Source organism: Fictibacillus sp. KU28468 (assembly GCF_026153615.1).
Classification (GTDB): Bacteria; Bacillota; Bacilli; order Bacillales; family Fictibacillaceae; genus Fictibacillus_C; species Fictibacillus_C marinisediminis.
This window is the reverse complement of the sequence record NZ_CP110666.1, coordinates 240,440-266,498: the sequence shown is the minus strand read 5'-3', so window position 1 is coordinate 266,498 and position 26,059 is coordinate 240,440. Positions and strand designations below refer to the sequence as shown.

Here is a 26,059-nt window from a genome sequence, read left to right as displayed (position 1 = left end):
TCTTCTGTCACCCTTTCGTTGCGGTACTTCCGCCTATTTTGCACCCTGCGCTTCATAATCAGAAATTTTTCCGACTCGTTTGCTGTGGCGGCCGCCTTCATATTCTGTCGTCAGCCATACCTTTGCAATTTCCAAAGCCAGTCCAGGTCCGATGACCCGTTCACCCATCGCCAGCACGTTGCTGTCATTGTGCAGGCGTGTTGCTTTGGCGCTGAACAAATCGTGCACAAGGGCACAGCGGATTCCTTTTACTTTGTTTGCCGCTATACTCATACCTATTCCCGTACCGCAGATTAATATGCCCCGATCAGCCTCTCCGCTTGCCACCATTTCCGCTACGGGAATGGCGTAATCCGGATAATCTACCGAGGTGCTGCATTCACAGCCCATATCTTTTACATCCATGCCCATCTCCTGCATCATGCTCACAATTTCCTGACGAAGCTCTACTCCTGCATGGTCTGAACCAATCGCTACTCTCATCTGATCCTCCTGTATATTTCCGTATTCTACTTCAATTTTAAATTGAATTTTACATTGTTTCAACCGATTAAACCGGTGATAACGGAAATATGAAGAGGCCATCTCTGTTTAAATCTTTTTTATGAGTTTTTCAATGAGGCTTTCAAGCTCGGCTCTCGTCTCGCGATAAAGATCGATACTTCCGCCAAACGGGTCAATGATGTCCAAGGAAGGCAAGCTGTTTTCCAGCGAGATAATTTTTTCTTTGAAAGGCTGAATATCAGCTTCAAATTTCTCCTGAACCGCTTGCTTGTCATTAGTATCGGCCTGATCCCATTTATTTTTATAGAAAGCTCTTATTGTTTCAATTTCAGCATACGCCTGATGAAGCTCTGAAAGCTGCTTTTCATAGTCATCGTTCTGATAGATGTATTCTTTAAGTGTATATGCTTTCTCCACAGCCTCCGGATATTGATGACAAACCGTATGTTTATGGCTTTCTGTCATCGTCAGGACAAGGTCGGCCCAACGGACAAGTGTTTCAGTCAAGGGTTTGGATTCATGTTTGAATGGGATGCCTTTTTCCGACATCGCCGTCACCGCATGGGTACTCGCCCCTGCCCCCTCTGCGGCAAAGACGCCAGCTGACCTTACTTCAACTTTTCCTTTTCCCAAGTATTTAAGCAATGCAGCCGCCATCGGACTTCGGCACGTATTTCCTGTACAGACAAATAAGATCTTTTTCATGATTTCCCACCCTCAGCTTCAATGACTTTATTTACAAGTATAAAAAAAGATTGGCTCAGTGCCAATCGTTCATTTATTGTTTCAACATTATAAGGGAAGCAGGAGCTTGATCCCAAAAGCAAGCAGAATCAATCCGCCGAGCGCTTCACTGTAGGATCCTAGCCACTTTTGAACTTTTCTGCCCATCATCAGACCTCCCCATGTCAACAGCATGCTCATGATTCCGAACATGAATATGGTAAGAAACGTACGGGCTCCGTAAATTCCCAGACTTAGTCCAACAGAGAAACTATCCAGGCTGGCGCTCACAGCAAAAAGCAGCAGACCAAACCCGACAGGATTCACAAACGGCTCATTCTCAGGCTTGAATGAAGAATGGATCATCTGCAAACCAAGAAGGAGCAGCAAGCAACCGCCGATGATGACTGCAATGCCCCCAAAGTGAGAAGAAATCTGCTTGCCAAGCAATAGTCCTGCAAGAGGCATCCCAATATGAAACAGTCCGATGACTACTCCTATTTTCACAATCTGCCTCAGCCTTAATTGCAGCATTCCCATGCCGATCCCAATAGAAAAAGCATCCATACCAAGAGCAAAAGACATGAGCCACAGCGTCAGCCATTCACCGATTGTTACGACGTCCATTTACTTTCCCCCTAACTCCGCTAGTACAACCTTATGCACGTCCGCCATTGATTAGAATCGGCGTTTCCGTTCCTCGAAAAAACCAAATATAAAGCAATTTTCGACATAAGCAGGGATATGGGTTTGTTTAACGTAAATAAAGGTTATAGAAAAACGGGAAGAATCGGAGGGGAAATTTTCATGGCTGAAGACGGGAAATCGATTCATCCGGCAGTTGCTGAATCAAAAAAGAAAGCACACCGTATGGAGATTACAAAACAGCAGAGCATGACGTTCAAGTTTATTAAATCAGACGAAACTTTCGTGATGACCGAGTGCAGCGGTGAACTCTCTGACTCAATGGGCTATAAAGAAGAATGGGTGATCGGAAAGACGCCTGAAGAAATTTTTCCGAAAGAGCTCGCCGCCTTTAAAATGGATTGTTACGAACGGGCCTGGAAGGGAGAGCATATTACATATGAAGCTCAACTGAACAATGTCCCATTCCTCGTATCGTTAAATCCGGTCTTTGAAAATGGAAAAGTCGTCGAGGTGCGGGGCTTAAGCATCGATCTGATCCATAGGGTTATGATGGAGAGGCAGCTGGAAGAAAGTGAGCAAAGGTTCCGCTCGCTGATCGAGCATAACATCGATGCACTATTTTCCCTTGATTCCCAAGGGAAGTTTACGACCGTCAATCCGGCTGCAGAACATCTTACCGGCTACACGGGGAAAGAACTGCTCAGCATGACCTTTCATCCCCTGCTGATGGAAGAACATCTGGAAAAATCTGTCCAAGATTTTGAGGAGGCCCTTAAGGGCACTCCAAAAACATACGATATGAAGATGAAAAGAAAAGATGGAGAAATTCGGTTTGTAAATCTGACCATCACACCGATTATCGTAAGCGATGACGTACTGGGACTGTATTGTATTGGAAAGGATATTACGGAAAAGAAGAAGCAGGAAGCCGAACTGAGGGAAACAAAAGAAACACTGGAGTCGCTGTTTACTCATTCCGCAGACATGATCGCCATCTATGATTTCGATAAACAAACGATCAAGCTGAACCCCGCTTTTGAAAAAACGTTCGGGTGGACAGAGGAAGAATTAAGGGACTGCAGAAGCCCGATTTTCCCTATTGTCCTTGATCAATATTTACAGGAATCACTGGAGATGATCCAGACGGTGAAAAAGGGAATTCCCATTATAGGCCACGAGATGATTTGTCAGCGCAAAGATGGATCCCTGCTGAACTCGAGTGTCACGCTGTTTCCCATATTTGATCAAAACGGCCGAGTACACGCATTCTCGGGTATTTCACGTGATATCACTGAAAAAAAAACGACAGGAAAAAGCCTTGCGTGAGAGCGAAGAAAAATACCGCATCATTGCCGAAAATACGATGGATTTAATCGCAACATCCGACAGGCAGGGGAAGATCACATACTCCTCACCTTCCAGCAAGATGATTTTAGGTGTGGATCCTGCAGATCATCTAGGAAAAAATGCAATTGATTTCCTGCATGAAGATGACAAAAAACGGGTAACTCTCCTCATGCGCCGCATGGTCCAATCGAGACAGCCTGTAAAATATGAAGCTCGCTGGAAACATAACGATGGTTCCTATGTTGTATTGGAAACAAACGCAACACCAGTCATCAATGAAAAAGGCCATGTGGAAAGCGTCGTGGTTGTATCCAGAGATCTCACCGAGCGGAAAAAAACAGAAGAAATGCTTAGAAAATCCGATAAGCTTTCTGTTCTGGGCCAGCTGGCTGCTGGTGCCGCCCATGAGATCCGCAACCCTTTAACCTCTATAAAAGGGTTCTTGCAGCTGCTTGAATCGAAAGCAGAGAAAGACTATGAGTACTATGAAATCATGCTCTCTGAAATTGACAGGATTAATTCCATTGTCAGCGAATTTATGGTCTTGGCCAAGCCGCAGGTTATGAATCTCGTGCCTACCAACATCACTGAACTGATGCGCCATGTCATCTCACTGATTGAAACACAGGCCATATTGATGAACGTGCAGATTTATTTTAAAGCAGAAGACGATCTGCCTGTAATCTCCAGTGTGGACAACCAGCTTAAACAGGTATTTATCAATCTGCTGAAAAATGCGATAGAAGCGATGCCAGATGGCGGAAACGTGTTTATTTCCATTGAACGGAAAGAGAACGATCTGGTGGTGTCGTTTGCGGATGAAGGGTGCGGAATTCCTTCTGATAAGCTCCCTTCACTCGGTGAACCCTTTTATACAACAAAAGAGAAAGGGACAGGGCTCGGCCTTATGGTCTGCTATAAGATTATTGAGGACCATGGCGGGAGGATCCACGTGAAGAGCGAGCTGGGACAAGGCAGCACCTTTAAAGTGGTGCTTCCCATGCTCTCGATCGATCAGGAGGGCGCCTCTTTATTGTCTGACCATAAATAAACAGGACAGCCAGCTGTCCTGTTCTTTTTTGCTCTATTCTTTAATGATCTGTCCGCCTGCCGATTTCTCAAGCCTGTTCATAATGGCTGCACCTACGCCCTTTTTCGGGAACACTTCTCCATAAATGATATCCACATCACTCTCGTTAAACGCCCGCAAAGCATCGTACAGATGATGTGCGACACTTTCCAGCTTTTCACGTGACCCGCACGGAATAATCGTATCTGCCTGATAAAAGGATGCATTTTCTTCTGAAGTGAGAACACCGATTTTTCGCCCTGCTTCTTTTTGCTTGTCCACAAGCTCCTGCAAAAACGCAGGAGAGCCATCCACAAGATAGAGTGGAGCATCCGGCGCATAATGCGTGTATTTCATGCCCGGAGATTTCGGTGCTTCCTTCTCATTGAGGAGTCCAGGATCCATGGGTGTTTCACCCGCCGCCTCTTCAAGCTGCTCTTTCGTGACTCCTCCCGGGCGAAGGATGACAAGTGTTTCGGCCGTGCAGTCGACCACTGTGGATTCCACACCGACCCCTGTTGCCCCTCCGTCCAGAATACCAGGGATTCTACCTTTTAAATCCTCATAAACATGCTGGGCAGTCGTTGGAGAAGGCCTTCCAGAGACATTGGCGCTGGGAGCCGCCAGCGGAAGACCGCATTCCTTGATCAGTTTCATGGCAACGGGATGATCAGGCATACGAACAGCCACTGTGGATAACCCCGCTGTCACCCGGCCGGCCACATCCTCTCCCTTGGGCAGAACCAGTGTCAGGGGACCCGGCCAGAACGCATCCATCAGTTTTTTTGCACGTTCCGGGATGGAAGCAACAATCCCCTCAAGCTGTTCAGTCCTTGCGATATGAACGATCAGCGGATTATCACTCGGTCTTCCCTTTGCCCGGAAAATTTTCTCGATGGCTTCATCACTGAGCGCGTTTCCTCCAAGTCCATATACTGTTTCTGTGGGGAACGCCACCACTTCATTTTTCTTTATCCACAAGGAAGCTTGCGTAATTTGTGGATATTCTTTTTCTTCATCCATTTTTTTATCCACAGACCATACTTCGGTTTTATACTCTGTCATGTGAAAAATCCTTTCAAACCGCCCAATCTGTGTTCTAACGCTCATTTCGCACATCATCCACAAGTTATACACAAACGCTCCAGAAATGTGTATAACTTGTGGATAATCATTTGTCATTCAAGGTGCAGTACAGGAGTACAACATCTTTTTCAGCTGTTTTCTTGTAGTGGGCGGTATTCTCAATATGGGAAGGAGTTCCTTTTTCGGCTACCGGCTGAAACGATAAAGGCTCAAAAAGGTGAACAGCTTTCGTAAGCAGATACAGGGTTTCCACTCCTTTTTCCTTACAGTATAGCAAAATTCTTTGAATCAATCGCAGAAATAGTTGTTCATTCGAATATTCTTTCTTGATGACGAAGGAACGCAGCAGCCCGTCCTGGCCAACTCTTTCCAGGCCCACTGTTCCGATCGTATCTCCTTCATCATTTTCCACAACCAGATAGTTCTCGATTCCCTCTCTGATCCCGTCCGTTCCGAGACCAGCCTGCCTTACCAGGTCACCGAGACTTCCTGCTTCATGCGGCATAGCCGCCCGTAAACGAATTGTCATGGTGTTCACCCCTCTAGCATTTTTTATAAAAGTCTATGAAACAACCATGAAAGTTATGCAGGGCTTTTAAGAGAAAAGACTCCCGATCTTATCAGCGATGGAGGTAAATAAGTCTGCCAGAAAGAATTTAACTTCTATTTTTTCTTCCTCAGGCTTTTGAACAACAGGTGCGTCCTGAGCTGGTCCTGAGGCTACTTCCTTTACACCCTTCTGATCCGCTTTAACGGCGTCTCCGTTTTCAAAATCAAGGAAACATAGAGGCGGAAACAATACACACCACCAATTGGCTCCTTTCCCTTTACCAAGTGTAATGAGGACCGCTTCATACTTTCCAGCAGGGTAGACATTATTTCCGTACATTTTTGTCGGGAAGGCGACATGATTGTTGAATTGAACTTTGTAGGGAATGCTGAGCCCGGCATCTTTCAAATAGGACTTTACCACGTTTTCAACTTCAGGCAAATGTTTTCGGATCACTTTTTCGGCCTGATCATGTGAATCCAGGCCACCCACCCAGGTTGTGATCTGTTCGTTCACTTTATCCCGAATTCTTCTTTTCAGTGCCTGATCTTTTTCCGCATCACTGTTTGCCAGAATCCGTAGCCTGATGGCATCACTCGGAATTTTAGCAGAGGCATTCATGGTGGCATCGGCCACCTTCGTTTGGGTTTCAAAAAACAGCAGCATCGCGATCAGCGATAGGAATAGTATAGTCATTAGCGATTTTTTTGATCTTTTCATGTTTAAAACTCCCCTTTCCTTTTCTATCCTCATTGTGGCCACGGAAAGGAGGAATCATACTATGAATCTAGTAAACAAATACAGGGAAAATATGACAGAAACCGGCTGTGAAACAACGGACTTTGTCACAAATTTATTAAACATATCAAAAAGGTCACATAATTCCTCTGCAATGTAGTGGGTCTGCTATAGTAAGGACATCCCTATCACCCCCTTTTTCATGTAGATAATGAAAAAACAAAGAGCCTCCCGCTGCTGGCGGGAGGCTCTTTTTGTCTTATTGCACGGTTGCTGCATTCAATGAATCAAGCTGCTGCTGCAAAAATTTCGCAAGCTCCAGCATGCCATATTTTCCGGCAGCCGCTTCAGCATCAGAGTTGTAATTGGTGTTCGTATTGATATCATACGTATAGATCGTGCCGTCTTTATCTTTTATAAATTCGATCCCGGCAACATGAATCTTGTTGTCTGCCAGAACCCTCATATAGTTTTCAATGATTGACTCATTGAAGTCCTCCTGAATTTGAAACTTCGGCTTGGCTGGCGTTTCCTCTCCTGCAGGACAAAACAGGTCACCGATCTGGCAGGCGTCTGCCGGACAGAGTTCAAAGCCTTCTGAGGTATCCACCCGAACCGCATAAACAAACTTGCCGCCGACAAATTCGCAGCGTGTAATATAAGATTCCGGCGATTCAATATAATCCTGTATCAATGTGATGCCATCCACCGGCTCTTCGAAATCAGGGCCGAGCACATACTCTTTCAATCCTTGGTATGAATGGAAAAGCTGAACACCAAGGCCTTTTCCCGCCCGGTTATGCTTTGTAATAAACGGTTTGCCGCTGAACTGCTCAGCTGCCTGCAAAATTTGGTCCTTGCCAACAGCCGCAATGGTTTTGGGCGTCTTCACCCCATGCGCCTCAAGCTCTAAATATTGAACGACCTTACTCACCTCAAGCTGAAGGGCGCGGCTGCCATTCAGCACTTTTCGGCCATGTGCTTCCAGCCAGGCAATGACACCGGCAGCAAGTTCCGGTGCATAACGGTGTCCTCTTGTATGTGAGGAAGCACTCATGCGGCTGTAAAAAATGCCCTCGGGCGGGGCTTCTGCCAGATTAACCGTTCCCTGATCGAGATGCCATGCCTCATAAGGCACTTGCAGCTCATCCAGCCTCTTTGTGAGATGATCTGTCCATTCATCGTTCTCATGTATGATATATACTTTTTTCATGGTCATCCTCCTTATTTCGCATATTCTTTCCGATAGCTCTCTACCAAAGGCATCACCTGTTTTGAGAAACGTTCCATCTCTTCTAACTGAGGGGAGAATTGCAGTAAAAGGAGTCCGAGGCCGGCTTCTTCATATGCTGCAATCCGCTCCGCAATCTGTTCAGGTGTACCGATCAGATTCGGCCTCAGCCCCCGGTTGGAAACAGAGTAGTCGTACAGCTGAATCTGCTGTTCAAGCTGCGACTTGCTCGTAAAATCTTTAAACCCAGCATATGCGCTGGACTCTTTTACATCTGTAATCCTCTGCAGTTCCGCTTGGGCTTCTTCTTCAGTATCCCGGCAGATCACATAGGCCGCCATGCCGAACGAAGATAAAGGTTCTTTCCCTGTTTGCCCGCGGCGGTTCTTCATGTCATTGATCTTAACGGCGACTTCTTCGACAGTGCCGCCATGCATGACGTAGGCGTCACAGGAGGAAGAGATAACCTGTTTACCCCTTTCACTTTCTCCGCCAGCATACAAAATGGGATTTGGCCGCTGAACAGGTTTAGGGAAAAGTTTCGTATCGCTAAACTGATAAAACTTGCCGGAATAATTGAAGGTTTCTTCTGTCCACAGCCCCTTTAGAACATCAAGAAACTCTTGCGTACGCTCATATCTTTCGTCGTGGGCAGTAAAAATGCCGCCATACTGCTTCGCTTCCTCTTCCCACCAGGCGGAGACGACATTAAGTGTAAACCTCCCGCCGCTCATTTGGTCGATGTTCGCCGTCATTTTCGCCGTTACAGCAGGATTATGGAATCCCGGCCTTACCGCTGTCATAATTTCTATTTTCTCCGTTACGGCCGCGAGACCCGCTGCCGTTGTCCAAGCCTCCAAAGAGTCCTGCTCCGGCCCTTTTATATCATTTAAATACAGTTCCGCGATCAGCGTCGTGTCAAACCCCCACTTTTCCGCGGACTGAATAACCTTCTTCGCATAATCAAACGTCGGCGGCATGTTCTCATCTTCCACATTTCTCAGCCATCCACCAAAGATCGGCAACCAAAATCCAAATCTCATCTACCTTTTTCTCCCCTCTGCTATAAGCAAAACATACTGCCGCCGAGAGAGACCCTCTAAGTCTATCCCATCAGCGCGGAGGAGCGGTCGCGACAAAGTCGAGACCCCCCGACCTACCAAAATAGCCCACAAAAAAAACTCCCTCTCAGATAAGAGGAAGTTTTAGACCGTTCCATCTTATCTTCCAGGATCTACTCCTGCTGGATTTAGCACCTTCTAAAAATAGGTTGCCGGGTTTCATAGGGCCAGTCCCTCCACCGCTCTGGATAAGATTTATTTAATTAATAGTAATCCTACAATAGAAGTAGGTATTTCGTCAATTTTTAGGATGTGAGAATAGATGATATTGAGTTGCGTTTGACTGGCAAATAAGTCTGAAAATTAAGTTCGGATCAATTATTGCTTGTTTCGCTCAATTATTCTCCATTCGGCTCAATTCAGCGCCAGTTTCGTTCAATTCCGTTCTTCCGGCCACAAAAAAAAAAGGGGCTGTCCAAGAAGTCTGTAACCTGTTGATTTCCGTTCCAGGCTGCTCGCTTTTACCGGCGTAAACGCCTACTTTCGCAGGGCGTGCGGTGAGCCTTACCGGCGTGAACGCCTACTTTTTGGTGCAAGCACCGGCGGGAGTCTCACCTGTCACGCTAGTCCCGCAGGACAAGGAAGGCTCCGGCAGCTTTTTATCGCACGAAGAAAATGTGAAGTTCATTTTCGAGGAGTCTCGCATCTTCCACTTCAATTAACTTTTCATTGAAGATTTTTCAAGCCAAAAAGGGGCTGCCTGAAGGTCAATTTTCGACTTTCTGGACAGCCCCCACCTTTTCTGCTTATTTAAAGCCAATCTCCGCGATAACCATCCGTTCTTTTTGGCTGATATCCTTTACTACCGAAACAACCGACCCAGGGAACGTGACCCTGAGCATTTCAGCCACGGTCTGGCCCTGATCATGGCCGACTTCAAAGGCAACAATGCTTTGTGGGTTCAGAACGAGGGGCAGCTCTTCCATAAACCTTCTGTAAAATACGTAGCCGTCCTCACCGCCGCTAAGTGCACGGAAAGGCTCTTGATCCTTAACGATCGTCTCAAGCTCCATTATTTCACGGTCAGGAATGTAAGGAGGATTCGACACAACGATATCTGTTTTTTCTCCGCCCTCGATCAGAGGCTGAAGGAGGTCTCCATGAATAAAACGAACAGATGCCTCAAGGTCTTCAGCATTTTTCTTTGCGACTTCCAGGGATTCCTCAGCAATATCGATCGTGGTTACCGAAAAACGAGAATTCTCCAGTGCCAGCGTAATGGCAATGGCACCGCTCCCCGTCCCGACATCGACTGTCTGGATCTTTTCTATGCCAGGGAACCTCATCATGGAGCGATGAAGCACTTCATATACGAGCTCTTCTGTTTCCGGCCGAGGAATGAGCACCTCTTTATTCACCGAAAAGCGTCTTCCGTAAAACTCTTCAAACCCAATAATGTATTGGACAGGCACTCCATCGCCATGCTTTTGTACAGCTGCTTCAAATGCCTCTTGCTGCTTTGGAAGAAGCTCTTCATCCAAACCAAGAAGCAGCTCCGTCCGGCTCAGATCGCCAAGTACATGACGAAGCAGAAGCTCCCCGGCTTGAGGTTCCCGTCTCTTTTTCGTTAAAAAAGATGAAGCCCAGTTCAGGGCTTCATGCCGTTTCATCGCTTTCATCTTATGCTTCCGTCTGGGCCTTCATTTTGCTTGTCTGGTCTTCTGTAATTAATGCTTCAATGAATTCGTCCAGCTTGCCGAGCAAAATTTGATCCAGTTTTTGAAGAGTCAGGCCGATGCGATGGTCCGTTACACGGTTTTGCGGGAAGTTGTACGTACGGATCCGTTCTGAACGGTCACCGGTACCCACTGCAGATTTACGGTTTTCATCGTATTCTTTTTGTTTTTCCTGCTGAATTTTATCATAAACACGTGCGCGAAGAACCTTCATCGCTTTTTCCTTGTTTTTGATCTGTGATTTTTCATCCTGACAGGAAACAACGGTTCCAGTTGGAATATGCGTCAGACGAACAGCGGATTGAGTCGTGTTAACCGATTGTCCGCCCGGTCCGCTTGACGTAAACGTGTCTACACGGACGTCCTTATCATGAATTTCAACTTCCACTTCTTCTGCTTCAGGAAGGATCGCTACTGTCGCTGTAGACGTATGGATACGACCGCCGGACTCAGTAGCAGGAACACGCTGTACGCGGTGTGCTCCGTTTTCATACTTCAGCTTGGAGTATGCCCCGTTGCCGTTGATCAAGAAGATGATCTCTTTGTAGCCGCCAAGCTCGGTGTAGCTTGCTTCGATTACTTCTGTTTTCCAGCCTTGCACCTCGGCATAGCGGCTGTACATTTTGTAAAGGTCGCCTGCAAATAGGGCGGCTTCGTCACCGCCTGCTGCTCCGCGTACCTCGACGATTACGTTCTTATCATCGTTCGGGTCTTTTGGAAGAAGCAAGATTTTCAGCTGCTGAATGTACTCTTCAATCTTATCTTCAAGCTCGGAAACTTCCTCTTTCACCATGGCGGTCATCTCGGCATCAAGCTTTTCTTCGAGCATTGCTTTTGCTTCGTCGAGCCCTTCTTTTGCTTCTTTATACTCGCGGTAAACCGCTACTGTATCTTGAAGAGAAGACTGTTCTTTGGAGTATTCCCTTAATTTATTCGTATCGCTAATGACTTCTGGGTCACTTAATAGATCATTTAATTTATTGTATCGGGCTTCTATCGTTTCTAAACGTTCTAACACGCTTTTCACCTCATTTTAATGGCATAACATTCTAATTATAATACAGGGGAGGTCACCCGTCAAAAGCCTTCAGACTGTGTTTTGACGGTTTGAAGGCAAAAAGAAATCCCCGGAGCTACAGGTACTGCCCGGGGAGAGCGTCTAATCTCTTTTTCATAGCTGAGCGCCAGCCTTCTGCCAGTTCATTCAGACCGGCAAGCATGGTAAGCCCTTCTCTGTTTTCCTTGTCTATGTATGTCATTCTGTTAACAAATTCGACAGAGATCCCGGCTCGATGTTTTTCTTCAATAACAAGCTTGTCTCCCGGGCTGACAGTGCCTTCTTCCAGTACGCGCAAGTAATAGCCGGAGAAACTGGTATCATGAATATATTTGACCATCAACGGCTGTTTGAGTTTGGCAGCCACCTTAAAACAAGGCTGGCGCGGCTGGCTCACCTGGACCAGTGCCTCCCCAAGCCGGAAGATGTCACCGATAAAGACCTCTTTTTCGGTAAGGCCTTCAACGGTAAGATTCTCACCGAAAGATGGTACGTCCAGAGAGATTCCCAGCCCTTTCTCCCAATACGCATAATGATCATGAGAATAGACACAGACTGCTTTATCCGGACCGCCATGGTGCACGGTGTCCGCCTGTATATCTCCTTCAAATTGAAGATTTGACAAGAATAATGGACTACGGGACGGCTTTTTATTGATCGCCGAGCTTATGTCTTTTCCCTGCCACGAAAGAACATCTGCCTTTCCAGTATTCAAAGCTATAATGGATCCTTCCACAACTGCACCCCCGCTCTTTCTTTTATCGTACTCTATAGGGATGCGCCGGGCAAAGGTTTTTAATACATGGATGTATGGTTTTTCAGCGCTTCGTAATCCAGTCGCTGCTGATTCATGCGGATGGCCTTTGTCAGTTCTTCAATCACGACTTTTTCATCGGTTATAATATTGAAAACAAAGGGAATGGTTGCAAAGTGGCCAAAAAATTGGGTACACCCTTTGTGCCGTATGTCGTGCTGCGTATCAGTAACCGGATTGACTTTCACAATAAAATTTCCCATGGATTCATAGATAGGATCCAGCGGCTTCTCTTTCAACTTTTTGATAAGTGTGGTGATCGGAACAGGATGGTCGTTCCAGTCCGTTCCGTTCGATAAGATATCCAGCATTTTCTACACCTCTCTATTATGATTGTTCGACAGCGCCGGCAGGTTCTTGTTGGTACAGATAGTGTTGAAAGAAAAAAAGGATACGGTGCAAGAATAGCGAACACCCATTTAAAGATGACTAAAAGAAAACGAAGGGGAATACTATAGAAGAACAGAAAGGGGATAGAGTATGAACTATTGTATTATCGGCGGAGATGCGGCCGGGATGAGTGCTGCGATGCAAATCGTCCGCAACGATCCGGAGGCCAGCATCACCATTTTTGAAAAAGGGGGCATCTATTCTTACGGCCAATGCGGACTCCCCTATGTAGTGAGCGGACTCATTCCATCTTCTGAAGAACTTATTGCCCGCGATGTAACCACCTTCAGGGAGAAGTATGGAATGGACGCCAGAACCTATCATGAAGTGACCCGGGTTGATCCAGGGGAAAAGACCATTTACGGCATACATACAAAAACGAATGAGGAATTTGTTTTTTCATATGACAAGCTTCTGATTGCAACGGGGGTCAGCCCTGTCATGCCGCAATGGGAAGGAAGGCACCTGCCAGGCATCCATGTTGTGAAAACGATTCCTGACGTTGAGAAAATCAAGAAGGACCTTGATCCTTCCATCCAGGACGTCACCATTATCGGCGGAGGCTATATCGGGCTTGAGATGGCAGAAAATCTTAGGCTTTTAGGGAAAAGGGTAAGGATTATCCAAAGAGGGCCCCAGCTAGGCGCCATCTTTGATTCCGATATGGCAGAACTGATCCATGAAGAAGCCCAAAAACATGACATAGAGGTTTGTTTGAATGAAGAAGTTCAGCGGTTTAAGGGAGATGACCGGGTTCAATTCGTAAAGACGAACAAACGGGACTATCCAACGGACATGGTCATCGTATCTGTTGGTGTAAAGCCAAATACATCATTGATCGAAGATACGGAGATCCGGCTTCACGAGAGCGGAGCCATCCTTGTCAACCGGTACATGGGGACCAATGTGAAAGATGTCTATGCTGCTGGAGATTGCGCGAGCCATTACCACCTGATCAAAGAAATGGATGATCATATTCCTCTTGGCACAACAGCGAACAAGCAAGGCCGGATTGCAGGCCTGAACATGTCAGGAAAGAGGCAGACGTTCAAAGGAATTGTCGGCTCCTCCATCATTAAGTTCATGGACCTTTCTCTTGGAAAAACAGGAATATCCGAGAAAGAAGCGGAAAAGCTCCATTTTCCGGTTGAAACAGTAATGACGCGTGCAAAAGACATTGCCGGCTATTTTCCTGGAGTTGAACCGCTGCACGTCAAAATCATATTCGACGCCAACAACCAGCGCATTCTGGGCGGGCAGTTTATCGGCAAGCATGGGGTGGACAAAAGAGTGGATGTTTTGGCCACAGCCATGTTTCACAAAATGGACCTGCACGAACTCGAGGATTTGGATCTTTGCTATGCTCCTCCATATAACGGGGTATGGGATCCGATTCAGCAGGCTGCGAGAAGAGCCAAAAAATAAAACGGCATTTGTCTGTGCGGGAAGCACGGACATTTGCCGTTTTTTCACCTTCTGCTGTCGACTTTAACTGAAAACTTATAGCGTGGAACGGCCTGCTCTGCTGCTGATTTAATGTCTCGGCGCATCTTCTCTTTTTTACGGTCAGATACACTTGAAGGCACGTTTAAATGAATATGTGCATAGTTTCCATTGATGGTCACCATCTGAGGGTTAATGCCCGTCTGGCTGACGACCGCCTCACGAATTTTGTCCTGATCATCAGAGATATCAAATCGGGCTGTATTCAATTTCTGATAGTCATTGGGATTCTTATTCGTTTCAGAACTATAGTTGAACTTTGGGTTGTTTTTTGTCACATGGTAATTAATAATCCCATGTCCCCACATGTTGTCTTTCATATTCTTGGCTGATTCATTCGCCGTCGGTTCAAAATGATCTTTAGACGTCGGAGAACATGCCGTCAGCAGTAAAGCAAGGATAAGGAAAACTCCTGTATTTTTCACAGAAAACACCTCCCGTAATCTTAGGGTTTGTGTTAAGCCTAAAAAAATACAGACAAAAAAAGGATGAATCTCCATGAGGTGCCTGGCACCTTAAAGAGAATCATCCTTCATTTATTCTGATTGTTCTGCTAAGCTTGCGAGCAGATTATTCGGCTTTCCCGGCACTTCATGACAATGGCGGCAGCGTGGTTCATATGATTCTGATGCACCTACCAAAATAATGGGATCATCATAAGAAGCCGGTTTTCCGTTGATCAGCCTTTGTGTACGGCTGGCCGGTGATCCGCATACCATGCAGATCGCGTGCAGCTTCGTTACACTTTCAGCAAGCGCCATAAGCTTTGGCATCGGGCCAAATGGTTCGCCTCTGAAATCCTGGTCAAGTCCTGCAACTATTACCCGAATTCCATGGTCGGCTAATTCCTGAACGACAGAAATGACATCCTCATCAAAGAACTGAATTTCATCTATGGCTACCACTTCAGTGTCAGGAGAAACACTTTTCAGGATATCAACTGATTTTTCGACCGGTCGGGCAATGACTGCGGTACCGTTATGAGAAACCACTGACTCTTCACTGTAACGGTTGTCGATCAGTGGTTTAAAAACTTGAACTTCAAGCTTTCCATATTTCGCCCGGCGCACCCTGCGTATCAATTCTTCTGATTTTCCTGAAAACATGCTTCCACAAATGACTTCTACCCAGCCATTCTGCTTCATTACGTACATGTTTCTGTTCCCCTTCCCATGCATGGTATTTACATATATTATGTACTCATCTATTTAGCTGAACGCCTTATAACGAGGCGGCAAATTTCTCTTTATTTACAAAAAAAAGGAGCAAGAAGTTCTCTTGCCCCTTACAACTTGCAGCATATTACTTAAGATTGTATTTCTTTTTGAAACGGTCAACACGTCCGCCGACATCTGTAAACTTCTGACGCCCAGTATAGAAAGGGTGTGTATCGGAACTAACATCCACTTTGATGACAGGATAAGTATTTCCATCTTCCCATTCAATGGTTTCGCTAGAAGACATTGTAGAGCCGGATAAGAACTTATAACCGCTGCTCGCATCAACAAATACAACTTTATTATAAGTCGGATGTAAATTTGGTTTCATTTCGTTCTCAACTCCTTCTGCCCTGAATCCTGAGGACCCAGAGTTAAAATAAGCACATAGCAGTAGTATAACAGGGTGCTGTTCATTTTGCAACAGCATTCCCTTTATATTCTTCAGGAATTCGACAATGATTTTACGCGCTTGTTCGTGCCTGATTTCTCAGCCTCAAACATCGCGAAGAAATCCTCATTGTTGGTTGTTTTTCGTAAACGCTTCATGAACGTATCTACGAAATCATACGAATCATCCATTGTTTTTCGGATGGCCCATAACGATTCAAGGTGATCCTTCTGGATAAGCATTTCTTCTTTTCTCGTACCTGATCGGCGAATATCGATTGCAGGGAAGATTCGTCGTTCAGCAAGCTTACGGTCAAGGTGCAGCTCCATGTTGCCTGTCCCTTTGAACTCTTCATAGATCACATCATCCATCCGAGAGCCCGTCTCAACCAAAGCCGTTGCCAAAATCGTTAAGCTCCCGCCTTCTTCAATGTTTCGGGCAGCCCCGAAAAAGCGCTTCGGACGATGGAAAGCAGCCGGGTCAATCCCGCCGGATAATGTACGTCCGCTTGGAGGAATGACAAGGTTGTACGCACGGGCAAGACGTGTAATGCTATCCAACAGGATAACAACATCTTTTTTATGTTCCACAAGGCGCATTGCACGTTCTAATACGAGCTCTGCAACTTTAATGTGGTTTTCCGGTACCTCGTCAAACGTAGAGCTGACGACATCGCCTTTAACGGACCGCTCAATATCTGTTACTTCTTCCGGACGCTCGTCGATCAGCAGGACAATCAGTTCAGTATCAGGATGGTTAGTCGAAATGCTGTGTGCGACCTCCTTTAAAAGACTGGTCTTACCAGCTTTAGGAGGCGCGACAATCAATCCGCGCTGACCGAAGCCAACCGGTGCAATCATGTCCATGATACGGGTTGAAAGGTTCGTGCGCTCGGTTTCAAGCACCATTTTCTTTTCAGGATAAAGAGCCGTTAATGCAGGGAAGTGAACACGTTCTTTTGCTGTGTCTGGATCCTCGCCGTTTACCGCTTCAACCTGAAGCAATCCATAATAACGTTCATTTTCCTTTGGAGGACGGACTTTACCGGAAACCTTGTCCCCGTTTCTTAGATCAAACCTGCGGATCTGCGAGGCTGAAATATAAATATCCTGGGAACTTGGAGAGTAGTTGATCGGACGCAAAAATCCAAAGCCTTCATTCGGAATAACTTCGAGAATCCCTTCCATAAATGAATATCCATCCTGTTCAGCCTGTGCTTTAAGAATGGAAAACATCAATTCTCTTTTCGTTAATTTCCCATAATAAGGAACTCTATATTGTCTTGCAAGTTCATATAATTCTTTTAATTTTTTTGTTTCTAATTCAGATAATACTAAGCCCATAATGACACCACACTTTATTCTATTTTCTAAACACTGTGTTTTCTGTTTTAATCGTTTTTTATGAAAGAACAGGGCAACAGAAATGAAGGGTTGGAAGGATACTATTGAAGTAAGTAAACCAGAAGTGGAAATTTCATATTATAAATAAACAGTACTTCATATTTTAACCACAAATTGCGGGTTTAATCAAGTCATAGATAAAGACAGGATGAAAAAAGTAAAAATCCGGACGCTTCCTCTTCCGAACAAATGATGCAGAAGAGATAGGCGCCGGACTATATAAAAAGGACTATGGTCTAATGACAAGATCAGGTTTCTTTTTCAGACTGTGGCGCCCATCGATAAATCGAACGGTACCTGACTTTGCGCGCATGACGACAGAGTGCGTTGTACCGATCGTCCCTTTAAACTGGACACCTTTTAAGAGTTCTCCGTCTGTTACACCTGTTGCAGCAAAAATCGCATCATCGCCTTTGACGAGATCTTCCATACGGAGGACTTTATTAATGTCGGTGATCCCCATTCTGCGGCATCGTTCTAATTCTGAGTCATTTTGGGGAAGCAATTTACCTTGTATTTCTCCACCAAGGCACTTTAAAGCTACTGCGGCAATGACACCTTCAGGAGCTCCTCCTGATCCAAATAAGATATCCACGCCTGTTCCTTCAAATGCTGTATTAATGGCTGCAGCCACATCACCATCAGAAATCAGCTTAATTCTTGCACCAGCTTCTCTGATCTCCTGGATGACTTTCTCATGTCTTGGGCGGTTAAGGACGATGGCAACAAGGTCCTCAATGTCCTTATTACGAGCTTTGGCAACGGCTCTTAGGTTGTCGATGGTTGGTGCATCGATGTCGATCTGGCCTACCGCTTCTGGACCTACGGCAATTTTATCCATATACATATCCGGTGCATGCAGAAGGTTTCCGTGGTCCGCCACAGCCAAAACAGCTAAAGCATTCCAAGTTCCGGAAGCCACAATGTTCGTTCCTTCGAGAGGATCTACCGCTACATCTACACGCGGGCCATAGCCTGTTCCCAGCTTTTCACCAATATAAAGCATAGGAGCCTCATCCATTTCTCCCTCGCCAATGACGACCGTTCCCTTCATCGGGACAGTATCAAAAACATCGCGCATGGCAGTTGTTGCTGCATCATCTGCTTCATCCTTTACGCCCCGGCCCATCCAACGGGCTGAAGCAAGTGCTGCGGCTTCTGTAACACGTACTAGTTCCATTGATAAACTACGTTCCATTGAAATAACTTCCCCCTTCTAGAAAAACGCTTACAAAAATTAGAAATGCTGAAGTGGCCGTTATGGTCCGACTAGCACTGGAGGTCTTGAGCATAAAACGTTCTTTGTTTTCTGCTCAAGAACGAAGTGGCCAAGGATGAAAAGAGAGGTTCCTTTTCAGCCATCGAGGACCAGGACACTGAAGCTGGATCATATTGAAAAGCTGAGACGCCTGTCGAAAGCGCCTATTTCTCGATCTCTTCCATTTCCTCGACATCAAGGTTTTCACGCCAGATTTTCGCGCCAAGCCCCAACAGTTTATCAACAAGTGATTCGTAGCCGCGATCAATATGTTCAAGACCTGAAACCTCTGTGATACCTTCTGACATAAGACCGGCAACCACAAGAGCCGCTCCTGCACGGAGATCACTGGCTTTTACTTTGGCACCCTCAAGGCGGGCCTGTCCATTAATTATGGCAGATCGGCCTTCTACCTTCACGTTGGCACCCATTCTTCTCAACTCATCAATATGCTTAAATCGTGCAGAATAAATGGTATCCGTTACGATACTCGTTCCTTCCGCTTTCGTGAGCAATGAAGTGAACGGCTGCTGAAGATCCGTAGGAAAACCAGGATAAACCAGAGTCTTAATATCTACACTTTTTAACGGATTTCCGCTGTTATGAATAAGGACTTGATCATCTTTTGTTTCTATATGAACGCCCATTTCCCGGAGCTTGGCAATCAATGACTCTAAATGAAGCGGAATAACATTATCTATTAGTACTTGCTGGCCTACCGCTGCTGCCAATATCATGTAGGTACCTGCTTCGATTCGGTCTGGAATGATAGAGTGGCGGCATCCGTGAAGATGGTCTACTCCATCGATTCGGATCACATCTGTACCTGCACCTTTAATTTTTGCTCCCATACTCGTAAGAAGAGTGGCAACATCAATAATTTCAGGCTCTTTTGCCGCGTTTTCAATGATGGTTTGGCCCTTGGCTCTAACCGCAGCAAGCATAATGTTAATTGTCGCGCCGACACTCACTACGTCTAAATAGATTCGTGCGCCGATGAGCTCATCTGCACGTAGGTAGATGGCTCCTTGCTCATTGGTAACTTTTGCACCTAATGCCTCAAATCCTTTAATATGCTGATCAATAGGCCTTGGGCCAAGATTACAGCCTCCCGGAAGACCGATGACTGCTTTTTTGAAACGGCCAAGCATAGCACCCATGAGGTAATAAGAGGCTCTAAGTTTCTTAACCTTTCCGTTGGGAAGCGGCATAGCAATCATTTTTTCCGGATTAACAGTCAATGAATTATTTTCATCCAATTCGGCTTCTCCGCCGATTTCTTCCAACAAATCTCTTAACAAACGTACATCTGATATATTAGGCAGCTGATCTATGATGACTTGGGATTCTGCAAGAATGGTAGCAGGGATTAATGCAACCGCACTGTTCTTGGCTCCGCTAATATGAACGGTTCCTTCAAGGGGATAACCCCCTTCAATCATAAGCTTCTGTTCCATGGTTTGCTCCCTTCTGCATCAAGCGGTTAACTCCAGTCGTTGTTGCTTGTAGTATTCTCAACAACTGGAATATCATGCTAATATTTTGGTTTTTTATGGTAATCTATTTCGTAACCTTTGTTGCTCTTGGGAGTGGTTGATTTCCGCTTCAGGGTGCTCGCTTTTACCGGCGTAAACGCCTACTTTCGCGGGGCGTGCGCTGAGCCCCTCGGCACATGCGTCTGCGTGTCTCACCTGTCACGCTTCCCCCGAAGGAGTCTCGCACCTTGCACTCCAATCAACTTGTCATTGAAGCCTCTTTACAAGAAGGTTCCAAAGCAACAATCTTTTAGAAAAGAACCTATGATAAGAAAACTGTGTTTGTTATGGTAAAAACCAAAAACAAGCACCACGGGAGGTGGTGCTTGGATAGGTTATAGTATCTTCTAGCCGCGGTTTTTAACAGCTTCCCAATCGCTTAAGAAACGCTCAATCCCTTGGTCAGTTAATGGGTGGCTCACGAGGCCCTTGATGACCTTGAGCGGAATCGTTGCAATGTGTGCTCCACGAAGGGCTGCTTCTGTTACGTGCACCGGATGGCGGACAGAAGCTGCGATGATTTGGGCAGGAAGTTCGTGGATCGCAAAGATTTCAGCGATTTGCGAAATCAATCCTAAACCATCTTGTCCGATGTCATCGAGTCTTCCAAGGAATGGTGATACATAAGTAGCACCCGCTCTTGCAGCCAATAACGCCTGGTTGGCATTAAAGATCAATGTAACATTGGTTTTAATGTTCATTTCACTAAACGCCTTTACTGCTTTTAAGCCTTCTGTAGTCATCGGAACTTTAACCGTAATGTTCGGTGCGATAGCAGCAAGCACTTTTCCTTCTTCAATCATTTCTTCCGCTTTTAATGAAATAACTTCGGCACTAACAGAACCAGGAACAAGAGCAGCGATCTCACGAATGCGGTCATGAAAATCAACGCCTTCTTTTGCCACTAAAGTTGGGTTTGTTGTAACCCCTGATAAGATGCCAAGCTCATGTGCTTCGCGGATTTCGTCAATATTTGCAGTATCAATAAAAAATTTCATTATTCATTCACTCCTATATTAAAGTGGTTGTACAGACACGATGTCTAAATTCCCTTTTAGTCTTTTCCACACAACAACTTTCATACCCGAAATTAGTAACCCTTTTTTTACATCTTCATTGTAAATGAAACCGCCTATAATGTATAGGCGGTTTCATGCAGAGAAATAAAAACGGCATGAGCCGTTTTTATTTTCATATCATTCTTACGCCTTGTTTGAAGAACCGAACTCGCGCATTTTACCTTGAACTGTTTCCTGGATTGCATCACGGGCAGCAGTAAGGTATTTACGTGGATCGTATTTATCTGGGTTGGCAGCAATAAATTCTTTTACTGCATTGAAAGACGCAATTTGGTTTTCAGTGTTTACGTTGATTTTAGCTGTACCTAGAGAGATTGCTTTTTGGATATCGTGTGTAGGAATTCCTGTTCCGCCATGAAGTACAAGAGGAACACCAGTTAATTCATTTACTTCTTTCATGCGGTCAAAGCCAAGGTTCGGCTCACCTTTGTAAGGTCCGTGCACGCTTCCTAGTGCAGGAGCAAAGCAATCTACACCTGTTTCGCGTACAAGCTGATCACATTCAGAAGGAATAGCGTATGCTGCTTCAGCATCATCAACTACAAGATCATCTTCCTGTCCGCCGATACGGCCTAGTTCAGCTTCAACTGACACACCGTGGAAGTGAGCAAGTTCTACAACTTTTTTCGTTAATGCAATGTTTTCCTCAAGCGGGAAATGAGATCCGTCAATCATAACGGAAGTGAAACCGGCATGGATTGCTTCAGCACATTTTTGGTAGCTGGAGCCATGATCCAAGTGGATCGCAACCGGTACAGTTACTTTATATTCTTCGATTAATTCTTTAACCATGCTGGCGACAAGTTTAAAACCACCCATGTAACGAGCAGCGCCTTCTGAAACGCCAAGAATTACCGGAGATTTTTCTTCCTGAGCAGCTTTGAGAATCGCTTGGGTAAATTCAAGGTTATTAATGTTGAATTGACCGACAGCATATCCCTCCGCTTTTCCTTTTTCGAGCATTTCTTTCATTGACACTAAAGGCATGTTTCATGTCCTCCCTTTACTATTGGCACAAAAAAACGAAAAAAGAATCATCTTCAATCTTTTTCCGAAAATGCCATATGTTAAACATTAGTTAGTCTTTTTTCAAACCTATTATAGCATACCAATAGCGCTTGAAAACCGCAATAAATCAGGCTTTTTGCGTGCAAGCGCTACCAATGCCGATATGTCAATGATTTGTAGAATTTTTTCTTATCCTGCGCTAATTGGTAATTCTTTCCTCACCGCTGCGCGAATTTCGTCAATGTCGAACGGTTTCGCAAAATGGGTGATGGCCCCGAGCTTTATCGCTTCATGGATCATATCCAATTCGCCATAAGCGGTCATGATGATGACTTGAATGGAGGAATTCATTTTTTTGACATGGCGTAAAATTTCCAGTCCGTCCATCCCTGGAATTTTCATATCCAAAATCACAAGATCCGGTGTTTCCTCTTCAACGATCGAAAGAGCCTGCACGCCGTTTGCAGCCTGAAACGTCTGATACCCCTCTTTTTGAAAAATCTCATTTAAAAGAATCCGAATTCCGTATTGGTCATCCACAATCAATATTTTACTCAACCTGCTCACCTCTGACATAATTTTTTCGATCAAATCCATATTCTAACTAATTCTGTGAATCCTGTCGTTTTCCTGCTGCTTCGAGTGAAATAAAAAAAACAATGCGTTATACTAAACCAAACTACCGAAACGAAGAGGAGATCTTATGTTAAAGATATTTTCCACCCAGCTTAATGGGATTTTTTCTAAAATCCAGCAGGATAATGAATTTGCCTTTGAAGACGCAGCCAGGCTCTTAGCGCAGACTGTTCTATCGAATGGCACTGTCTATTTTACAGGAAAAGATGAGATGGAGGCAGTGTGTGCTGAAGGAATCCATGGACAAGAGGCTTTTTCCAATGCTAAGCGGCTTAACGCTTCAGAGGTCAGCGGCTTAACAAGTGTAGACACTGTAATCGCATCTGCCCGGTTTCATTGCGATCAGCAAACACTCGCCCTATTGCAGGAAATAAAGCAAAACACGGATGCAAACCTCATTTTCCTTGCTTCACAAATCGAAAAAGAGGAAGAAACGATACCCTATTGTGATGCTTTTATTGATTTAAAGGTAAAAAAAGGACTTGTTCCAGCTGAAAACGGGGAACGAGTAGGAATTCCTTCTGCCATGGCAGGTTTATTTGCCTATCATGCCTTGTTTTTAACGGCAAAAGAGATACTTGAAGAGTACGAAGATTGATTTACTGGCGGGGATGCAGGATTTACTGTCCAAAAAGCGTAAAATACGAGCAAAAATTTAAATTTACTGTCCAAAATCGCATATTTACTGTCCAAACCGCCATTATGTAACCTAATTACCTTACCAAAAAAAATTTAAAAACAATGAAGGAATATGTCAATATTTGCCGAATTCTCTGTAATAAGGAGGGACGAACGTCCTAATCCTTATCCAGCCCCTTAATAATCTCAACCTTCCTTCGAGCAAGCAAAAGCCTCCTTCATAAGCCCCTTCTTACAAAGTGCCTACAGCCAAGGTCTGCAGCAAGTCAGAGCGCATTCAGCAAAGCTTGGCCCTATATTCGTCCACTGCCCTGCGGTCGCCCCCCTCTCAAACCGTACGCGGAGAACTAATTAGGGCCGGTAATGCTGAGTTTCAACAGGCAAAATTAATCTAAACATCATAAAAAACCCGGCTGAAATCAGCCGGGTTTTCTGTTTGCTATGTCCAGTTTCAGCGCAAAGTGCGCTTACGCTTTTCTTATTAGTTTTTCATTTGCAGAGCAGCTCCGATAAATTCACGGAATAGAGGCTGCGGACGGGTCGGGCGCGAGATAAACTCTGGATGGAATTGAGAAGCGACAAACCAAGGGTGATCTTTAAGTTCGATAATTTCGACTAAACGGCCATCAGGGCTGGTTCCCGAAAATACAAAACCTTCCTTCTCCATTTGGTCACGATATTCGTTATTGAACTCGTAACGGTGGCGGTGGCGCTCATAAACCACTTCATCCTGATAAGCATCATATGCTTTGGATCCTTCGTTAAGCTTACATGGATAAAGCCCTAGACGAAGTGTACCGCCAAGGTCTTCCACATCTTTTTGCTCAGGAAGCAAATCGATAATCGGATACTCGGTGGACGGAAGAAGTTCTGTGGAATGTGCACCATCCATGCCCAGCACATTTCGCGCAAATTCAACAGATGCCAGCTGCATGCCAAGGCAGATTCCGAGGTAAGGAACTTTGTTCTCGCGGGCATACTGGATCGTGAGGATTTTCCCTTCCACACCACGGTCTCCGAAACCGCCGGGAACAAGGATTCCATCTGCATCCTTCAGTGTTTCAGCCACATTTTCTTTTGTTACATCTTCAGAGTTGATCCATTGGATATCAATATCCGCATCATGGTGATATCCTGCATGGCGCAAGGATTCAACCACTGAAATATAGGCATCCTGAAGTGCTACGTATTTTCCGACCAATGCGATTTTTGCTTTTCCTGACAAGTTCAGTACGCGGTCGATCAAGCCTTTCCATTCACCCATGTCAGCTTCTTTGCAGTCCAATTTTAAGTGGTCGCAAACGATCTGATCCATATTTTGTTCTTGAAGGTCGATCGGTACACGGTACAGAGTATCTGCGTCACGTGCTTCAATGACCGCTTTTGGATCAATATCACAGAAGAGGCCGATTTTTTCTTTCATATCGTCAGAGACTGGCATTTCCGTTCGAACGACGATGATGTTTGGCTGAATTCCAAGGCTTCGAAGTTCTTTTACGCTGTGCTGTGTCGGTTTTGTTTTCAACTCACCGGCAGCTTTAATGTAAGGAATAAGTGTACAGTGGATATACATCACATTTTCCGAACCAACATCACTCTTGATCTGGCGAATGGCTTCAAGAAATGGCAAACTTTCAATATCCCCTACTGTTCCCCCGATTTCAGTGATGACTACATCAGCGTTAGTCTCACGGCCTGCGCGGAATACACGCTCTTTAATTTCATTGGTGACGTGAGGAATAACCTGTACTGTGCCACCCAAATACTCTCCTCTTCTTTCTTTGCGGAGAACAGTAGAGTAGATCTTACCTGTTGTAACAGAACTGAATTTATTTAGGTTAATATCAATGAAACGCTCATAGTGTCCAAGGTCGAGGTCTGTTTCAGCGCCGTCATCTGTTACGAAAACTTCACCGTGCTGATAAGGACTCATCGTTCCCGGATCCACGTTAATATAAGGATCGAACTTTTGGGTAGTTACCTTAACGCCTCTGTTTTTTAACAATCGGCCCAAGGAAGCTGCAGTAATCCCTTTTCCAAGAGACGAAACCACTCCCCCTGTTACAAAAATATACTTTGCCATTCTTTATTCCCCCTCTGGATTTCACAATTAAGTATACCCCTCTGCTTCTGTTTCAAGCAGAAAGAACAATATGGTATAAGAAGCTTAAAATAAAAAAAAAACAAAAGTGACTCCTCCCCAATAAAGGGGGCACTTTTGTTTTTATCCGCAAAAAATTATTTATATATACGTTTAGCCCAAAAATGATTTTATCGGCTTTCCAATCGAATGTCAAGGACTAGAAAGAAATTTGCAAAAGTAAGAAATAACAGGAAAAGCGGATGCGTCCTGCTAAAGTCCGACAAGTGCTGGAACTTTTACACAGCAACACGCTCTTTGTGTTAAGGAGTAAGAGTGAAGCGACCAAAGACGAA

The 26,059-nt window shown here is 45.1% G+C and carries 27 protein-coding genes and 1 riboswitch; of the genes, 5 read left to right on the top strand and 22 right to left on the bottom strand.

Annotation, left to right across the window (positions count from 1 at the left end):
- Window positions 1–33: 33 nt before the first annotated feature.
- From rpiB to OKX00_RS01380, 3 genes are all read right to left on the bottom strand, one after another.
- A complete protein-coding gene (gene rpiB, locus OKX00_RS01390) occupies window positions 34–483 on the bottom strand; it encodes a ribose 5-phosphate isomerase B (protein WP_053356459.1) in 450 nt (149 codons plus the stop codon).
- A gap of 108 nt (window positions 484–591) precedes the next feature.
- Window positions 592–1,209: a low molecular weight protein arginine phosphatase gene (locus OKX00_RS01385; RefSeq protein ID WP_265409111.1), complete on the bottom strand. Its 618-nt coding sequence runs from the start codon at window positions 1,207–1,209 to the stop codon at window positions 592–594.
- 87 nt (window positions 1,210–1,296) lie between these two features.
- Window positions 1,297–1,854, bottom strand: coding sequence for a manganese efflux pump MntP (locus OKX00_RS01380; RefSeq protein WP_062238298.1), 558 nt, complete (start codon window positions 1,852–1,854; stop codon window positions 1,297–1,299).
- A gap of 180 nt (window positions 1,855–2,034) precedes the next feature.
- On the opposite strand from OKX00_RS01380, the gene OKX00_RS01375 reads away from it, so the two are divergent.
- Entirely contained in the window at window positions 2,035–3,201 is a 1,167-nt protein-coding gene (locus OKX00_RS01375; RefSeq protein WP_265409110.1) for a PAS domain S-box protein, read from the top strand.
- A complete protein-coding gene (locus tag OKX00_RS01370; protein ID WP_265409109.1) occupies window positions 3,194–4,273 on the top strand; it encodes a PAS domain-containing sensor histidine kinase in 1,080 nt (359 codons plus the stop codon). Before OKX00_RS01375 ends, OKX00_RS01370 begins: the two co-directional genes overlap by 8 nt.
- 33 nt (window positions 4,274–4,306) lie before the next feature.
- Here the strand turns inward: OKX00_RS01370 and OKX00_RS01365 are convergent, their stop codons facing one another.
- The 5 genes from OKX00_RS01365 to OKX00_RS01345 all read right to left on the bottom strand — a co-directional run bounded on the left by OKX00_RS01365 (window position 4,307) and on the right by OKX00_RS01345 (window position 8,939).
- Complete coding sequence (locus tag OKX00_RS01365; protein ID WP_265409108.1) at window positions 4,307–5,356, bottom strand: L-threonylcarbamoyladenylate synthase; 1,050 nt, start codon at window positions 5,354–5,356, stop codon at window positions 4,307–4,309.
- A 106-nt stretch (window positions 5,357–5,462) separates the two neighbouring features.
- Window positions 5,463–5,906 carry a GNAT family N-acetyltransferase gene (locus OKX00_RS01360; protein WP_265409107.1) on the bottom strand — a complete coding sequence of 148 codons (444 nt, stop codon included), beginning with the start codon at window positions 5,904–5,906 and terminating at the stop codon, window positions 5,463–5,465.
- 66 nt (window positions 5,907–5,972) lie between these two features.
- Entirely contained in the window at window positions 5,973–6,647 is a 675-nt protein-coding gene (spoIIR, locus tag OKX00_RS01355; RefSeq protein WP_265409106.1) for a stage II sporulation protein R, read from the bottom strand.
- Between the two features lie 277 nt (window positions 6,648–6,924).
- Window positions 6,925–7,878, bottom strand: coding sequence for an ATP-grasp domain-containing protein (locus OKX00_RS01350; RefSeq protein WP_265409105.1), 954 nt, complete (start codon window positions 7,876–7,878; stop codon window positions 6,925–6,927).
- An 11-nt stretch (window positions 7,879–7,889) separates the two neighbouring features.
- On the bottom strand, window positions 7,890–8,939 hold the full coding sequence (locus tag OKX00_RS01345; protein WP_265409104.1) for an LLM class flavin-dependent oxidoreductase: 1,050 nt from the start codon (window positions 8,937–8,939) through the stop codon (window positions 7,890–7,892).
- A 174-nt stretch (window positions 8,940–9,113) separates the two neighbouring features.
- Window positions 9,114–9,212: riboswitch (SAM riboswitch) on the bottom strand.
- Between the two features lie 302 nt (window positions 9,213–9,514).
- On the opposite strand from OKX00_RS01345, the gene OKX00_RS01340 reads away from it, so the two are divergent.
- The gene (locus tag OKX00_RS01340) at window positions 9,515–9,679 is read left to right on the top strand and encodes a hypothetical protein (protein WP_156419103.1); all 165 of its coding nucleotides are present in this window, start codon (window positions 9,515–9,517) and stop codon (window positions 9,677–9,679) included.
- Window positions 9,680–9,763: 84 nt separating this feature from the next.
- Here OKX00_RS01340 and prmC read toward each other — a convergent pair whose 3' ends face one another.
- The 4 genes from prmC to OKX00_RS01320 form a co-directional block, all read right to left on the bottom strand.
- Window positions 9,764–10,627 (bottom strand): peptide chain release factor N(5)-glutamine methyltransferase, encoded by an 864-nt coding sequence (gene prmC, locus OKX00_RS01335; protein ID WP_265410443.1) that lies wholly within the window; start codon window positions 10,625–10,627, stop codon window positions 9,764–9,766.
- Between the two features lie 10 nt (window positions 10,628–10,637).
- Window positions 10,638–11,711: a peptide chain release factor 1 gene (gene prfA, locus OKX00_RS01330; RefSeq protein ID WP_053356451.1), complete on the bottom strand. Its 1,074-nt coding sequence runs from the start codon at window positions 11,709–11,711 to the stop codon at window positions 10,638–10,640.
- A 115-nt stretch (window positions 11,712–11,826) separates the two neighbouring features.
- Window positions 11,827–12,486 carry an MOSC domain-containing protein gene (locus OKX00_RS01325; RefSeq protein WP_265409103.1) on the bottom strand — a complete coding sequence of 220 codons (660 nt, stop codon included), beginning with the start codon at window positions 12,484–12,486 and terminating at the stop codon, window positions 11,827–11,829.
- A 59-nt stretch (window positions 12,487–12,545) separates the two neighbouring features.
- Window positions 12,546–12,875, bottom strand: coding sequence for a hypothetical protein (locus OKX00_RS01320; protein ID WP_053356449.1), 330 nt, complete (start codon window positions 12,873–12,875; stop codon window positions 12,546–12,548).
- Between the two features lie 169 nt (window positions 12,876–13,044).
- Here OKX00_RS01320 and OKX00_RS01315 point away from each other — a divergent pair, with 169 nt between their 5' ends.
- Entirely contained in the window at window positions 13,045–14,379 is a 1,335-nt protein-coding gene (locus tag OKX00_RS01315) for an FAD-dependent oxidoreductase (RefSeq protein WP_053356448.1), read from the top strand.
- Between the two features lie 44 nt (window positions 14,380–14,423).
- Here OKX00_RS01315 and OKX00_RS01310 read toward each other — a convergent pair whose 3' ends face one another.
- The 9 genes from OKX00_RS01310 to OKX00_RS01270 form a co-directional block, all read right to left on the bottom strand.
- Complete coding sequence (locus OKX00_RS01310) at window positions 14,424–14,882, bottom strand: hypothetical protein (RefSeq protein WP_053356447.1); 459 nt, start codon at window positions 14,880–14,882, stop codon at window positions 14,424–14,426.
- 111 nt (window positions 14,883–14,993) lie between these two features.
- A complete protein-coding gene (locus OKX00_RS01305) occupies window positions 14,994–15,611 on the bottom strand; it encodes a thymidine kinase (protein ID WP_053356446.1) in 618 nt (205 codons plus the stop codon).
- 148 nt (window positions 15,612–15,759) lie between these two features.
- Window positions 15,760–16,005 carry a type B 50S ribosomal protein L31 gene (locus OKX00_RS01300; protein ID WP_053356445.1) on the bottom strand — a complete coding sequence of 82 codons (246 nt, stop codon included), beginning with the start codon at window positions 16,003–16,005 and terminating at the stop codon, window positions 15,760–15,762.
- 113 nt (window positions 16,006–16,118) lie between these two features.
- Window positions 16,119–17,408, bottom strand: a complete 1,290-nt coding sequence (gene rho, locus OKX00_RS01295; RefSeq protein ID WP_053356444.1) for a transcription termination factor Rho — start codon at window positions 17,406–17,408, stop codon at window positions 16,119–16,121.
- A 289-nt stretch (window positions 17,409–17,697) separates the two neighbouring features.
- Complete coding sequence (gene glpX / locus OKX00_RS01290; RefSeq protein WP_053356443.1) at window positions 17,698–18,666, bottom strand: class II fructose-bisphosphatase; 969 nt, start codon at window positions 18,664–18,666, stop codon at window positions 17,698–17,700.
- Window positions 18,667–18,890: 224 nt separating this feature from the next.
- Complete coding sequence (locus OKX00_RS01285) at window positions 18,891–20,183, bottom strand: UDP-N-acetylglucosamine 1-carboxyvinyltransferase (protein ID WP_053356442.1); 1,293 nt, start codon at window positions 20,181–20,183, stop codon at window positions 18,891–18,893.
- Window positions 20,184–20,608: 425 nt separating this feature from the next.
- On the bottom strand, window positions 20,609–21,259 hold the full coding sequence (gene fsa / locus OKX00_RS01280) for a fructose-6-phosphate aldolase (protein WP_053356441.1): 651 nt from the start codon (window positions 21,257–21,259) through the stop codon (window positions 20,609–20,611).
- A 204-nt stretch (window positions 21,260–21,463) separates the two neighbouring features.
- Window positions 21,464–22,327, bottom strand: coding sequence for a class II fructose-1,6-bisphosphate aldolase (fba, locus tag OKX00_RS01275; protein WP_265409102.1), 864 nt, complete (start codon window positions 22,325–22,327; stop codon window positions 21,464–21,466).
- A gap of 210 nt (window positions 22,328–22,537) precedes the next feature.
- Window positions 22,538–22,906, bottom strand: coding sequence for a response regulator (locus OKX00_RS01270; protein WP_369795851.1), 369 nt, complete (start codon window positions 22,904–22,906; stop codon window positions 22,538–22,540).
- 145 nt (window positions 22,907–23,051) lie between these two features.
- Here OKX00_RS01270 and OKX00_RS01265 point away from each other — a divergent pair, with 145 nt between their 5' ends.
- On the top strand, window positions 23,052–23,582 hold the full coding sequence (locus OKX00_RS01265) for a DUF2529 family protein (RefSeq protein WP_265409101.1): 531 nt from the start codon (window positions 23,052–23,054) through the stop codon (window positions 23,580–23,582).
- A gap of 522 nt (window positions 23,583–24,104) precedes the next feature.
- Here the strand turns inward: OKX00_RS01265 and OKX00_RS01260 are convergent.
- Window positions 24,105–25,706, bottom strand: a complete 1,602-nt coding sequence (locus OKX00_RS01260; RefSeq protein WP_265409100.1) for a CTP synthase — start codon at window positions 25,704–25,706, stop codon at window positions 24,105–24,107.
- Between the last annotated feature and the right edge of the window lie 353 nt (window positions 25,707–26,059).